Source organism: Bacillus sp. FJAT-29814 (assembly GCF_001510715.1).
Classification (GTDB): Bacteria; Bacillota; Bacilli; order Bacillales; family Cytobacillaceae; genus Neobacillus.
On sequence record NZ_LMTJ01000007.1, the window covers coordinates 20,225 to 35,991 of the forward strand.

Below are 15,767 nucleotides of genomic sequence, written 5' to 3' on the forward strand. Positions count from 1 at the left end.
CTCTCCCCAAATCACCTAAATTGGTGTTAGCTTGCCTGTTTTTCTACATCTGCCAGTTTCTTCTGCCTGCGGTAGAGGACGAGCGCTGTGATGGCAATCGCCAACCCGCCGATGCCGCCGATGGATCCAGCGAACAAAGGTGTATTGTTATACCAACGAACAATCGGGTTTGTTGATACAAGAATATCGTTCACTTCTTTTGTCAGTTCGTTTCCTGCGGCATCAACCGCGACAATCTTCACATGTTGCTTGATGTTTGAGCTCTGAATATCAAATGTGAAGTTCTCCCCGTTCTGTTCATGCTTCACTTTTTCCCCGTTCAAATAGAAGGTTGCACCCTCCAGCACAAGATTGTCCTTGACAGAGACCGTGGCTGTTTTCGTTTCCAACGGATATTGTTCGCCGCTTTCGATATCAATCGGAACAATCACTGGAGCCGTCTTATCAATTCCAAAGGAGATTTCGGCCTGCTTCTTCTCATCGATATTTTCATTGATATTTCCCGCTGCATCCTCTGAGTAAAGAGCAACCGTGTATTTGCCATCGCCGGCAAACAAAGTTTTTTTAATGACGTACTTGTACTGGCTCCACTGGCCGCTGCCGCCTGTTTCAGTCACTGTATAATCTTTTCCTTCAACTAAATCGGAAGGAGTGCCGTTCTTGGTCATTTTGACATTAATACTATCCTGTTTTAGACTGTCCACGTTCGTTTCAGTCAGGATGACATCCATTTCTTTCTGGACATACTTGCCTTTGATATTTTTCAAAGAATCGTCAAAAGCATAGACGGAACCAAAACGGTTGACAGAAAAATGAATGGTCTGGGTTGATTCGTTTCCGGCAAAATCCGTAAGCGTTGCTGTCAACGTGTAGAGATCGTCGACTTCTTTTTTCTTCTCAAAATTGTTAAACGTAAATACCTGGCCGTTCGGTCCATCGGTATAGGCACCGTCTAGGGTTACAGGACCACGAATTGCTCCTGTAAGCTTGATGGATACGGCGTTCTTATTAAAGTTCGTATCGGAGTACGAAACGACCGGAATCACATCGCCATTATTAGCCGTCTGATCCCCAACCCCTGTAATCGAAAGCTGCGGTGCTGTTTGGTCGATCACGAACTCTTCTGACTTGTAGTCGGCCGCCTGGTTTCCGGCCATATCGACAAAATCAATGTCAAAGCTGTACTTGCCATCAGTGCCATATTGAATCGTTGCGGTATGAACATCCCCTCTTGCCGACCAGCCGCTCACGTTCGGGAAGGCTGCCGGATTGCCATTATCGGAGGCACTGCCGGTAATCTTCACACGGCTTGGGTCAAAGTTATGCTCGGTAATCGAAATGGTCGCCGTTCTGGCGGCCTTGTAATAGTTACCGTTAGCCGCTGCATTATTACTATAAGAAACCTGGATGACAGGAATGGTTTTATCAATTGTAAAACGATCCTGTGGCACTGCCGGAGCAGCATTGCCGGCATTGTCCTTGTATTTGATATTAAACGTATAATCCCCGTCTGCCGTGTATTTCACGGTTGCCGTATGTGTTGTCTTATCAGGGTCCTGTGCATTAGCTGTAGTAGACCAGCCGACTAACGACGGAATCACGCCATCGGTATTGGTAATCAAATATTCCACATCTTTTGCAGTAAAGTTCCGCTCGGTCACGACTATCGTCGCAGTTCGGTCGGCTTTGAAATAATCAGGATTCACTGGATCTGCCGTATTGTTGTCATAGGTCACCTTAATGGTCGGCGCCGTTTTGTCGATGCTGAACTTGAGATCCTGTTCCGTTGTGTTTCCTGCCTGGTCGGTAATCTTTGCTTTTACTTTAATGTCATTGCTATTGTTGCTGACGGTAATGATTTTGCTCATTTCTGTCACCAGGTTATGGTCCACTTTATCCTTGCTCCAGCCGGCGTCATGGCTGCTCGGTAAGAAATTCCCGTCATTGCCGATTTCAAGCTTTCCATATTGATTATTCGCTCGATCATATGGTGCTTCCACCCACCACTCAACCTGCTTGAGACCAGAATACGTATCGGTCACTGTCAGCTTCACATCGACATTATGGCTGTAAAGCTCGAGGTTGTTGTTGTCTTTATATTTTGTTTCGCCCTTTTTAAACGCGATATGAGTTTCTTTTGCGTGCTGTGCTTCATCTTCAATAACTGTCCCGTTCGGTGTGACAAACTCACTGGAGTTGTTAACATTGTCCGTTGCTTTTGCAAAAATTTGCCCTTTAAAAGCAGCCGGAACGGTAAAGCCGAATGCCTCCGCTGTCGGAATTCCGGCAATCCCCTCGACAGCCGTGCCGTCGATTTCCGCTAAGAAACCATCTGCAGTAACAGCATAGGTTTTTCCTTTCTCGTAATCTTGCAAGTAGATTGTCAGCGATTTAAGGCCGCTTGTGGCATCAAAGTCGTCCTGCTCTTCAAAGTCCTTTGCTTTGATGGTAACCGTGATTGGCTTTTTAAAGAAGAAGCCGTACTCGGTCAGTTCAACGTAGTTGGTGAGCGTGTCTGAAGGATTGACATATTGCTCATCGACAGCAAAATTGAACTCAAAATCGTCTTTGTCTGGGCTTTTTGTATCTTTAAAAATCTTTTTCGCGGTTGCGAAACCATTTAAGGCATTATCAACTGTTTCCACATTAATCGTGTAAGACCCGTCCTGGTCAATCGCAATTCCTTCATCATTCGTACGAATCGGTTTGATATTATCTGTGACCATGGTTGCCTTTGTATTGTTATCGTAAAAATAATACGGATCATCGCCGTTGTTAATGACAGTGCCATTCACATCAATTTTGACAGCATTGACACCTGAATCGGCATCCTTCGCTTGAACATCGAATGTGACATCGCCGCTATAGTATTCAGCGCCGGTTTCAGGGTTATTATAGTATGTTTCGCCAGGAAACGGAGTTATCTTAATCTCGGCTTCCGGATTTGTTTTTTCAATCATCACAATCCCGCTGTCGGCAGACTGGATGTTCGAATTTAGGCTAGTTACCTGGTATGGTACTTGATTCTTGTTGCCAACGTTATCGGCTACTACTACCTGGAACGTTCCCTTAAAACTGTCCACATCAAGTTCGAATTTCTTTTCTGCAGTTAATCCTGTTTTCGTTAAGCTGTCCTCCACAGCAGGTATCGCCGTTCCTTTGTCTGCACCTGCTTTGACAGCCTGCAGGATAACATCCTTTATTCCAGAAGCATCGTCCTTCACATTAACGGTAATGTTAATTTTCTTATTGAAGAAGGTTCCAAACGTTAAGAAGTTGAGTGTCCTGGCTATCGTGCTATCATTCACGACATCAAACTGGACCTTTTCCAATTCCGGTGCAGCTTCGTCAATGACGATTTTCTCTCGTTGTGTAGCGGCACTATTTTTATTGCCGGCGTTGTCCTCAACATCTACCGAGAACGTATACTTTCTGCCGTTATCTTTCAATGTACTTGTGTCGATTTGGTCGAGAACCGGATTTGTCTGCTTCTCGGTTGCTTCGGAAAAATCATAGGTCTTTATTTCCTTGTTGTTCAGCTTAACCGTTACTTTCTGAACACCGGATTGCTGGTCTTCCGCTTTGACATTGAGCTTCACATCGGAAGGGTAATATTCCGTATCCCCATCGATGTACGGCTCTTCTTTTGTATCAGAAGCCACTTTTATTTCCACATTTGGCTTGACCCGGTCAATCACGAAATTCGCATTGCCTTCTGGCTCGACATTATCCTTGGTGACCTCATATTCTTCTTTATTGTTGACGTTGTCGGTCACTTCTACGGAGAACGTTCCATCGAAACTATCATCGTTAAGCAGGAAGGTTCCTGTTGCTGTTTTCTTGGTTTTGTCATCGAATTTGGTCGGGTCTAATTTTTGAACCGTTTTGCTCGAATCCCCTTGATGGGCAATCAACGAAATATCTTGTATGCCTGACGCTTCATCCTTGGCCAGAACCGTCACCTTGATCCCTTCATTAGCGAAAAATCCTAATGAAATAATATTAATGATCTTAGATACAAGATCATCATTTACCTTTTCCACCTTTACCGCTCTGCCCTCGGCGAGGGTTGGGGCGGTTTTATCAATGTTGATAGGAACATCTCTCACAGATGACGGATTTCCTGCTTTATCGACCGCCGTAATCTTGTAGACTCCCTGATAATCCTTATCGGCAGTTGTAATTAAACGATTTTCTACCGATTGAACAGTTGCTTCGGCATCTTTACTATAGTAAACTTTATCAATTTCAGAAGCGTAGGTTGCAATCAGTTTCCGTGCCTCAAAATAATCTTGCGGCGTGTTGGTAATCGCAACAGGAATTTTCACGGCCCCGCTGTACCAATCCTTACCATTGACGGTGGCATGATTGGGACCCTCCAATACAGGTTTTTCCACAGTCGGGTTTTGTGTATCGAACAAGATTAAGATATCCTCAGGCAGGTTAATTTTCCGCTCACTCTTTCGTTTGTTGCCAATTTTCACCTTCATCTCTTTGATCGAGGTGTTACTAGTGATTGTATACATCGAGCTCGACTTTGGCTGTGACTTATCTGAAGTAGTAAGAAATAGTTTTGTATATTCCGACTTTGGCTCAATGTTTACCTTCGCTCCGTTGGAAAACACGTACATTTCCTTATTGGGGTCTTTATGCGTGAGTGAACCAGCTGAAGCCGTAATTGTTACATACTCACTCCATGGACCCATTAATACTTCAAGCTGTATAAAGGTGACCTCAATAGTGGTATCCCCGGTAATGTTTTCAACAGTGTAAGTGAAACTGCTATCGTTGTCGACAATACCTTCGGTGATGATGGTACTAGCGCCATCCTTGGTAATCTTTATCGAATCAACCGTATAGTTGAAATCCGGAACCATCGTAACGGAAACATTGCTGCCTTCCTCGACCACCGTAGTTTCTCCCTCCTTGACCTTGTCATCGAGAGTCACTACTCCATTATCGCTGGCAACATTAGTCACATTGTAGCTATTTTTTTCAAATTCCACTTTCACTGTTACATCTCCCTTTACTTCAGGAGCGTGGAAGTTGAATACTTCTGTTGACTTCGTGTATTCAACTGGAATCTCAATCGGTATTGTTCCAAACATAATACTACTGACATGGTAAGTTGTTTGCGGAACGACCTTGAACTCTGGCGTCGACCCTGCCACCTGTTCTACGAAACCACCAGCTGAGATAATTTTATCGCCCTCCAGCACTTTGCCTTTATCGCTGTCGTATTGAAAAGTCAGCGTGAAGATGTTAGCCGCAAAGGTGACACTTATGCTATAGGGCTTGGATACCTTTTCAACTGTATAGTCATAGCTGCCGTCCTGATTAGCAGTTAAATCTGCAAGATCAATAGTTTCGTGGTCAATTTCGACCACATTCAGTTGATGTCCTTCGCCAGGAATAATCTTGATGACGTTCCCTTCCCCATCCGGAACCGGAACCAGAACTTCCTTGCCTTGATAGTCCGTCCCATTAATTCGTACGGTTCCTGATCCTATTGTCGTCACTGAAATATCATGTGTGACCGGATCGGGGCTGTCTGGTGCCGGATTAACTGGTTCTTCCTGCCCATCACCTGGAGCAGGATCATTTTCGCCTGGCGGCTCTTCGTCAGATGGGTCCTGTGGAGGCTGCTCCACTCCAGGTTCCTGTGTCACAAGTTCCTCTGTAGGTTCCTCCTCCGCAAATACACTCGTAAACATGCCAAATGGTATGTTGTAGGTAACCAGCAAAACGGCAAGAACAATCGCCAACATGCGGGCTGCTCTTGATTTCCTTTTGTTCACCATTTTTCACTCTCCCCGAAAAATAATATAGTCAAGACATCAGTAAATGCCTTTATTCCCCTTTTGCTAAATAACCTCTTCTGTATGGACGATTTTAATATCCTTTTGCACCTCAAAAGCCGGGACGCCCTCATTTTCCAACAAAGCAGTGGCATCTAATGCGGATGTTTCATTTGACAGGATTTCTGTTTCATCGGAAAGAAGGACAGTTGCGTCATGTTCAGAAAGCAGAACGGTTGATTGAGAAGCTCCCTGATTAGCCAGCAGTACAGTTGAATCGTTGCCCCCATCAGTTATAAGCTCAGTAGACTTGGCTTCGGTACCAATTAACTGGATCTCTTCTGTTTCAGGATTTGTCTTCCCAGTCCTTCCTGTCCTTCCTAACCCACCTGTGCGTCCGAGCCGCTTGGACTCCCGGTCCAGACGAAAGGCTTTCGGCTGGAGCCGTTTGTTGTCACTTCCTTTGTTATGTTCGCGAATCTCCTTGATTTTTCGTGCTGCTGTTTTCCCGCTTAGATCCCCGATAATGGCTCGAATGTTCATCTTAAAAAACATAATGATTGCCACTACCAACAGTACACCTGCAAGGGAATATCCGATGATGGAGATTTTTAGCCAAGTCGCTGCATCCATTCGAATTCCCCCTTCCTATGAATTTCGAAACGCGGTTTCAATCGCCTTTTCGGTTGGCTCAAAGCGGTTGATCACATCATTTTTAATCAGTTCCGTCTTTTCGGCAGTAACCGCGACATTGCTTGTGCTTTTCTTGACAGATTGTACGACAGCACGAATGTCGTTTTCCTTTATGCCATCGAGTTTAAGCTTCCGGGCGTACATCTCTACCGAATACATCGTTAATTTGTAGAGTTCCAGTTTAACAATCTCACTTTCATCCGGATTCTCTTCAATCATTTTTACAAGACTTTTAATGTTTTCCCAGTACGGCTTGTATTTGCCTTGATCAGAAGCTTCCTCAATCTGAAGGGTGATGTCCTGATTAAATTTGCCGATATCCCGGTAAACTGTAGCCATTTCGTAAAAATCACTATTCTTGTCCCCGTAATTGACGGCATCCTCAAACCATTGGACCGAGCTTTTCATTCTCGTGATTTGGTTATCACTATTCTCAGATTTTCCATAATCGTAATAGTACCAATAGGCTTTACCTACCTCGAAGGCAAGGTCGGCATACCCGGGATTTTCACGTATTTCGACGAGATGGGCGTTTATTTTTTTCTTGAATTGCTCTTCTTCCTCGACCGTAAAGGCGGCATCATTTTTAAACGCATCGATTAGCCCAACATAGGCGTGTTTTTCCATCGGCTTGATATCAATGGCCTTCAAATAGTAGTCGATTTTATTATTATCGGCTGAGGCCTTTTCTGCCATCTGTACTAGACGGTTATAATCATCGTTATCGGTTTGGATTTTCATGACTTGACCGGTAATGCCCACTGCCAAACTCAAGGCGGCGGCCCCAGCGACGAAACAGAATTGTCGGAGTTTCTTCTTTAGTTTGTTGCGATAAATATCATCGACTTCTTCATAATGATTCAGCGCATAGAGCAGCTCGGCACAGGATTGATAGCGGTCATCGGGATTCAGCTGGGTGCATTTTTGGATTATTTTTTCCAAGCCGCCGGATAATTGCGGATTCCAATGGCGAATCGGATACAACTCATAGGGAGGTTCACTTGGATTTTGGCCGGTGACGAGATGATAAAGCGTGACCCCGAGACAGTAGACGTCCGTCCTTGGGTCCGTTTGCCCTTTTCCGCCGAACTGCTCTGGCGCGGCATAGCCTTTTGTTCCCAAATTGACCGTATCGGCCAGATTTTCCTCTTTATATTCTCTGGCAATCCCGAAGTCTATTAATTTTAAATTTCCGTCAGGCTTCAGCATGACATTTGCCGGCTTCATATCCCGGTAGATGATAGGGGGGTTATTCGTATGTAAGTAGTCGAGCACTTCGCAAAGCTGCATCGCCCATTCAATCACTAAATCCTGAGGCTGAGCGCCTTCATGGTCCAAAATCTTGCTCAGTGGCTCCCCTTCGATATAGTCCATGATGACAAAAATAACATTCCCATCATCGATAATATCGACAATCCGTGGCAAGGCCGAATGGTCAAGCTTCTTGATCATATTCGCTTCAGCAATCGCGCTCTGAATGACGACCTCATTATGTTTATCTCTGGCTTTTTTTTCAATCTCTTTGACGGCCCATTGTTTGTTCAGACGTTTGTCCATCGCCAGATATACCTTTGACATTCCGCCCTTGCCAATGAGCTTCAGTATTTCATATTTCCCGTCTATAACAGACCCTATTGCTGCCAAAAGAAATCCCCATCCTTACGAAATTTTAACAAGCAAAACAGAGATGTTGTCGGTTTCCTGCCTTTGCTTATTAAGCTCCACCAATTCCTTGGCTTTTTGCTCCATCATCGTTTCATCGGTTAATGCCTGAGGCGCGAAAAGGGAGTGAATCTCGTTTTCGCTAATCATATTGCGAAAACCATCGGAACAAAGCATAAACACCTCTTCCGGTTCGGGTGTTCCGCTTATGAAATCGGGCTCCACCACTTTTGATGCGCCGATGCATTGCAACAGAACATTCCGTCTCGGGTCGCGTCTCGCTTGCTCCGGAGTTAAGGTGCCGCGCCTTATTTCCCTACCGACCACCGTCTGGTCCTCTGTCATGACCTCGAGATTATGGTTGGAGATTCGATAGGCCCTTGTGTCGCCGACATGACCAATGAGCATAAACTTGGTGTCAATCAACAGGAACGCGGTTAAGGTTGTGCCAAGCTGAATGTTTACCCTCCGCCCGTACTCCGCAATTCGTTGATTTTGCTCATGAATGATACGCTCCCAATCAAGCTGAAGCTCGTGAAAACTTTCACTCAGTAGCCTTGAAGGAAGCTCGTCGTCAAACCAATTAGAAAAAGCATGGATGACACTGGCGCTGGCAACCTCTCCTTTGGCAAGCCCGCCCATGCCATCACATATGACGGCTAGCACAACCTTTCCAAGCGAGGTTTGGGCCACTTTCAAACATAAACTATCCTGATTGGTTGCTTTTTTATTTCCGATATCTGTATGTACTGCAGTTAATACTTCCATCTTTTACCTTCCTATAGTTATATAGAATGAAATGCTTTAAACCGACAAAAGACCCTTGTTTACTAGGTATAAAGACCTGACTGGTCCGTGTTAGCCTCAAAACAGGTTACATAAGCCATGAATTCATCTTTATGTATCGTAAATTGCTATGATGGATTGTCATATTAGATGTCGGTTGGATGAATTTTATCCATCCGTCAAATGAGTTGGTTGGTATCTGCTAAAGTACTGCTGGATGAAATTTTCCACCAAACCGATTTTACCATTAAATTGCTAATTTTTGTTCACTAAATAGACAAAATAGTCTGAAAGTCCCGTAGGTTCGAAGGTTTATAGCTTGGCAGACGCAGAAAGTTGACTGTTCTTGGGGAATCTTGCAACGGATTAGACTATACAACAGGTTGCGCAGTTTTCTCGGGGCGTGTACATTCGCTAGTGAAGGCAAATACGTGGGAAAAATAAGGAAGAGTGTCTTCAATAGGACTTATTGAGGACAAAACTGTTAGATAAATAGGAGAAAATGTCTTCAAAAAAAGAAGCAGGGAACCAACCCCTGCTTCACGTCCAACGGAAAAATTTCGTACCAATCAATGTCGAGACGACCAGTATTCCTGCCAAAACGGCGATATCCGTTACTGCCCCTGCCGTGAAAAGCGTTCCGTTCCAGCCATCGCGCAATATATTTACGACATAGGTTAACGGGACCGCCACGGCCATTTTTTGCAAAATGTCAGGCAGTGATTCTAACGGAAGAGTCGCTCCCGAAAGAAAAAACATCGGATACATCGCAACCATCGCTATGCCCAATGCGGTTTGCATCCGCTTCGCAAGGCTCGAAACAATAAAACCAATCGAAAAAAATGTCACCGAGCAAAACGTCAACGCCAGAAAAAATTCAAACGGATGCGGCGTTAAGTCTGCTCCGAAATAAAACTTGGCAACCAGCAGAATTTCAATCGCCCCTACATAAATCGCGAGGAAGCCTTTGGCAATTGTGGCCGTAAAAATGGCATTTTGTTGCAAGGGAGTGCCCATTAAACGCTTGTAGACCCCTTTTTCCCGATCAATCACAACTTGCAGGCCCATCGAGAAAAACGCGGTGGTAAAAATAATGATCGAAATCATCCCCGGAATATACGCTTGAAAATAATCCAGGCCACCCTCGTAGGTATTGGATTTAAACATCAAGCCAAACACGACAAAACAGACAGCAGGAACAATAAACGTAAACAGCATGGCCAGTGTTTCACGAAAAAATAACTTCAATTCCATCTTGGTATGCGTCAATATTGAATTCATATTCATTCCCCCCTTACACGTCCACCGCAACCTGTAAATAAACATCCTCCATCGTTCCAGCTTCGCTCAGCAAAGACGAAATCAATGACTTCGGACGATCACAGGCCACAAGCTTTCCTTTTTTAATAATCGCAATCCGGTCACAATGCTTTTGCGCCTCGTCCATATAATGAGTCGACAACAGAATTGTCTTCCCCTCCTGGCGATAACGATTGATACAAGCCCACAGCTCAAGTCGTGCTTGCGGATCCAAGCCGGTAGTCGGTTCATCCAGAAAAATGATATCCGGGTCATTAACGAGGGCCAGCGCAAGCGATGTCCGCTGCTGCCAGCCGCCGGAAAGATTTTTCACATACTTATTCAAATAAGGCCTTAGCCCCAATGTATCGATGATCTCCTGCAAATCCCGCTTTTTATCATAGTAGGAACTGAACAATTCCAACGCTTCCTTCACCTTAATCCGGTCATATAATGCGGTTTGCTGGAGTTGAATCCCAATCCGCTTTTTGATTTCCTGCGCATGTTCCTTTATATCCTTCCCCAGAACTTTTACCGTCCCGGAATCAGGACTACGAAGCCCCATCATGATTTCTAGAGTAGTAGATTTACCGGCGCCATTTGCACCGATAATTCCCATGACTTCTCCCTTCTTCACGGTCAGGGAAATTCCATTCACTGCTTTCGTATCTCCATAGCTTTTATGTATGTTTTTTAACTCAATTACCGTTCCTTCCATCTTTATCCCCCTTATCCCCAACGCCCATATGTTTCCAGTTTATCATAAAATAGTAAAATATTACTATTTCGAAAGTAAATTGTTTGTAAAATAGAATCAAAAAAAGGAATAAGGTCGTTTTACCCTTATCCCTCTTTTTCAATATCGAAAAATATAATGTGAATTTATTTCATTTAACAATATTATTGCCGTAAGACCCGCCCCTATATTTCTTGCTTCCTATTTCTGTGCTTGAGCGATTGTGGCCTCCGGTGTGGTGACTTTGTCATAAAAATCAACGAATCTATCACGGTCCGAGCTGTCACGGTAGGCCATGGCCACACGAGGATGCTCATTCAGAACGCCGGAAATCATGTAAGGAATGATGTAGCCCCACTCCCATTTTTGACGCATTTCGAGCATGTGCTTTTCAATGACACCTAGTACGGGCTTCAGCTCATATCTCGAATTTTTAACGTAGCTAAGCAGAAGCTCTGTATGACAGTTGCCAGCCGCCCGGCCCATACCATATACGGATGAGTCAAGGAATGTAACCCCATTTCTCATCGCACTGATCGTATTGGCAAACGCTAGCTGCATGTTGTTATGCGTATGGATGCCCAACTGTTTATTTGGGATCATCGATGCGAACTTCTTTACCTGATACTCAATATCCATCGGGTCCAAACTTCCAAAAGAGTCCACAATGTACACGACATCCACTGGGCTGTTCTTGACCATTTCAAACGCTTCGATCAGCTGATGTTCCGGCACACTGGACAGCGCCATGATGTTAAGGGTGGTTTCATAGCCCAAGTCATGGAACATTTGGACAAGTTCCAGCCCCTTATCGACCTCGCGGATATAGCAGGCTACTCTGATCATATCCAAAACACTTTGCTCGCGGGGCAGAATATCGTTTGGATCCACACGTCCGATATCGACAAGTGCCGACAACTTGGTGAACTTTTTCACGGGGATGATTTCCTTCAGAAAAGAATCGTCAAGAAATCTCCATGGATTAGGCTCTGAGGCATTTAGAAGCTTAGGAGAATTTTTGTAACCAATCTCCATATATTCAACACCAGCTTCACTTAAGCCATTATACAGGTCCTGAACAAACTCTACACTGAAATCCCAATTGTTCACCAAACCTCCATCACGAATCGTACAGTCTAGTATTTTGCTGCGATGTCCCATTATCATCAATCTCCCTTTTCTTCCTGAATTTATCTTTTATTAAGAAAATTCGCTTATTGAGGTTATACCACTTATGTCGGATGGTGTCAATTTAGGACCAGGTTATATTTTTATTGCGAGATTTGTAGATTTATTTGCGCAAATCACGACTTTATTTTCGCTGCAGGCACTTTTATTTGCGCCCTAACTAAAGAGTCCCGCTCTCACCCTAACGGCAGCCGGAGATTGACGGTGGTGCCTTGATTTTCTTTGCTTTCGAAGGTAATGGTTCCATTGTGCTGGCGGATGATGCGGAAGCAGATCATCAGCCCTAAGCCCGTTCCTTTTTCCTTGTTGCTGTAAAAAGGTTCACCTAGTCGCTTGATGCGTTCCTCGCTGATGCCGATGCCGTTGTCGCTAACCTGAATCAGCAGCTGGTCACCAGCACCATCGGCTTGAGCGGTAATTTTGATGAGCCCCTTTTCCCGTGAATCCAATGCTTCCATGCTGTTTTTACATAAATTCAGCAACACCTGCTTGATTTGATTAACGTCGCACATAATGGACGGGAGATTAGGTGCCACTTCCAGTACTATTTCTACATTCTTTAGATTGGCTTCCGATTGAATCAATGTCCTCACCTCTGTTAACAAAGTAAGAACACTGGCCTGTTTGGGTTGGATTTCCTGCGGCTTCGCCAGTGAAAGGAATTCCTTGATAATCTCTTCTACCCGGTTAAACTCTGAAAGTACCACATCAAAGTACTCTTTACGGATGATTCCTTGCTGAAAAAGTTGGATAAACCCTTTGATAGAAGTCATCGGGTTTCTTATTTCATGGGCCACACCTGCAGCGAGTTCGCCGACCAATGACAATTTCTCCGATTGCCATAACCGCTCTTCTGCCTGTCTTGTCTTGGTTATGTCTTTTCCGACTATCATGACATGCGCCACTTTTCCAACCTCATCAATGACCGGGGTCGCGGCGCAGTCAAACAACCGCCAATCCCCATTGGCATGCAGTAGGCGCAGCTCTGCTTTAGAAGTGGATTTTGTCCGAATCACCTCGTAAAACCGCTCCATCATTATCAGAATATCCTCAGGATGGACAAACTCCCTTGTATGATTCCCCTCAAATAACTGTGGTGAATAACCAAGTACCGATTGATGAGAAGGAGAGGCATATAAGCATTTTCCTTGAATATCATACAAATTAATAAGGTCGGTCATATTCTCCGTGATCAATTTATATTTATTTTCGCTGTCGACCAGGGCCTGCTCCATTTTTTTCCGCTCAGTGATATCAACACACGAAGCAATGACCTCCACCACTTCCCCGCCCCGTTTTATGGGACTTAAGGCAGCGAGATAGGTGACCCCGTTTACCTCTCCTTCATAGGAAACATGTTCCTCCCCATCCCAAGCCCTTTGGTAGAAGACTTCCTTCTCCTTCGAGTAAACTTCAGGAAAAATATCCGTTAAGCATTTTCCTACCACCAGACTTGGATTAAGTCCAATCCGATAGAGCAATTCCCCGTCACATAAGGTATGAATGAATTGACCATTGATTTTTTTAAACTTGAACGTCATTCCTTGCTGCATGCGGATCGTCTCATTTAATTCCTGTCTTGCGGCGCGCACCAGTTCCTCCGCCCACATTCGTTCATTGACATCCTGGGGTAAGCCGAACTCACTTACCACCTGCTGGATTTGGACGGCATGCCGCTCTAATTCAGCAGCCGGAACAGGCTGGGTAAAGAAATACCCTTGGCCCTCATCACAAAGATATTGCTGCAGGAAGACAAGCTGCCCCTTTGTCTCGATCCCTTCGCCCACTACGCTTAAATTCAAATTATGCGCCATGGAAATAATCGTTTTGACAATCGTCTCGTCGCTGGCATTTTGCTGCAGGCTTTGAACGAAGGACTGGTCAATTTTTAAAGTATCCACCGGAAATTTTTGCAGATAGTACAACGAACTAAAGCCCGTCCCAAAATCATCAATACTAATCCGCACACCAAGCTTTTTCAACTTATGTAATGTTTGAATTGTCCGTTCAATATTGGCAGTCATGCTTTCGGTGATTTCCAATTCCAAAAATTGCGGATCCAATCCAGTCTCCTTAAGGATGCGGGCCACGGTTTCATCCAGATGGGATTGGGTAAATTGCCTTGGGGACAGATTAACAGAGACGGTTGTGTTGAAGCCCTGTTGCCGCCACGTCTTTCCTTGGCTACAGGCCGCTCGCAGCACCCATTCCCCAATTGGAATAATTAACCCCGTCTCTTCGGCAATCGGAATAAACGTCTCCGGCAACACCAGCCCCAGTTCGGGATGGTTCCAGCGGATTAACGCCTCTACACCGTTTATCTTCCCAGTTTTTAAATTCACTTTCGGCTGATAGTATAGGACGAACTCGTGATGCTGGAGGGCACGATGAAGGTCCATCTCAATTTTCAAAGGATTGGCGATCGAATCCTGTTCATTTTGCGAATAAAATTTAAAATTATTTTTTCCATCGTTTTTGGCATGGTACATGGCGAAATCCGCTTTTTTAATCAAGGTTTCCACGTTGTCCCCATCTTCCGGGAACAGACTGATGCCAATACTGGGGGAGGTGAAAATATCATAGTCTTCGATTTGGAACGGCTCACTAAGAACCTCCAATATTTTTTTGGAAACGAGAGAAGCCACCTCACGATTGGCGTCTTTTACAATGATGATAAATTCATCCCCGCCTTGTCGAAAAACAATATCCTTGTCATACAAACAGGCCGTCATCCGTTCTGCGACTTCTATTAATAACTTGTCCCCCGTCGAATGGCCGAGCGTATCATTGATGACCTTAAAACGGTCCAAATCCAAAAACAGTATCGCGACATGCTGCTTGTTCTTGGCCGCCAGCTCCAATTCTGCAGGAAGGGTCGTATTTAATTTGTTTCGGTTTGGTAGACCGGTTAAATAATCATGGTAGGCCATATGCTCATTTGCTTCTTCGATTTCCACCTGCTTGGTGATGTCCTGTGCAATGCCGAATACACCATTGATTTCCCCGTTAACCATAATGGGGACAATTGTCACACTCAAGTGAAGAATCGAACCATTTCGATGCCTCATCGATGTCCGAAAGTTTTGTGGTGCGCCTTGCTTGCACAGCTCAAACCGCTCCATCGTTTCCGGAAGTTTTTCAGGGATAATTAACTGTTCAAAACGAATCGGCGGTAATAATTCATCTTTTTGATAACCGGTAAATTGCTCACTTACAGAATTGCAGCTGATAAACCGGCCCTCCAAATCGATGGAGTAGACACTGTTTGCACTGTATTCAAAAAGCGACTTGTAACGTTGATCATTCAATTCCAATTGCTCCAGCAACTCTTTCTTCTCCATATCGAGCATGGCCCCCGCCCCTTTATCAATTAAAACGATTCCCATTATTCTACTTTTCCATATTATCTGACATTATTATACTACCATTCTTTGTAATAAAGTAGGGGGCGTTTTTCTGTCTCTAAATGGGCAATAAAAAGGAGGTAGGAGAATGGACCTGCCCCTTTTCTACCATCTTACTAACATATTGCGCACGGAGACAATCTGATTTAATAAGGAGACAACCCGGTTTGTCCTCAAGAAGCCTAATTCCGGGACACTTCC

The 15,767-nt window shown here is 44.5% G+C and carries 8 protein-coding genes; all 8 read right to left on the reverse strand.

Going from position 1 to position 15,767, the window contains the following annotated elements:
* Nucleotides 1-26 precede the first annotated feature (26 nt).
* Entirely contained in the window at nucleotides 27-5,801 is a 5,775-nt protein-coding gene (locus AR334_RS19065) for a hypothetical protein (protein ID WP_066315509.1), read from the reverse strand.
* A gap of 63 nt (nucleotides 5,802-5,864) precedes the next feature.
* Nucleotides 5,865-6,431, reverse strand: coding sequence for a hypothetical protein (locus AR334_RS19070; RefSeq protein WP_066315518.1), 567 nt, complete (start codon nucleotides 6,429-6,431; stop codon nucleotides 5,865-5,867).
* 15 nt (nucleotides 6,432-6,446) lie between these two features.
* Entirely contained in the window at nucleotides 6,447-8,135 is a 1,689-nt protein-coding gene (locus tag AR334_RS19075; protein WP_066315523.1) for a serine/threonine-protein kinase, read from the reverse strand.
* A 15-nt stretch (nucleotides 8,136-8,150) separates the two neighbouring features.
* Nucleotides 8,151-8,921, reverse strand: coding sequence for a PP2C family serine/threonine-protein phosphatase (locus tag AR334_RS19080; protein WP_066315527.1), 771 nt, complete (start codon nucleotides 8,919-8,921; stop codon nucleotides 8,151-8,153).
* 558 nt (nucleotides 8,922-9,479) lie between these two features.
* A complete protein-coding gene (locus tag AR334_RS19085) occupies nucleotides 9,480-10,220 on the reverse strand; it encodes an ABC transporter permease (protein ID WP_066315531.1) in 741 nt (246 codons plus the stop codon).
* 13 nt (nucleotides 10,221-10,233) lie between these two features.
* Nucleotides 10,234-10,956, reverse strand: coding sequence for an ABC transporter ATP-binding protein (locus AR334_RS19090; RefSeq protein WP_066315534.1), 723 nt, complete (start codon nucleotides 10,954-10,956; stop codon nucleotides 10,234-10,236).
* Between the two features lie 219 nt (nucleotides 10,957-11,175).
* A complete protein-coding gene (locus tag AR334_RS19095) occupies nucleotides 11,176-12,135 on the reverse strand; it encodes an aldolase catalytic domain-containing protein (RefSeq protein ID WP_066315537.1) in 960 nt (319 codons plus the stop codon).
* Nucleotides 12,136-12,338: 203 nt separating this feature from the next.
* The gene (locus AR334_RS19100) at nucleotides 12,339-15,548 is read right to left on the reverse strand and encodes an EAL domain-containing protein (protein WP_066315539.1); all 3,210 of its coding nucleotides are present in this window, start codon (nucleotides 15,546-15,548) and stop codon (nucleotides 12,339-12,341) included.
* Between the last annotated feature and the right edge of the window lie 219 nt (nucleotides 15,549-15,767).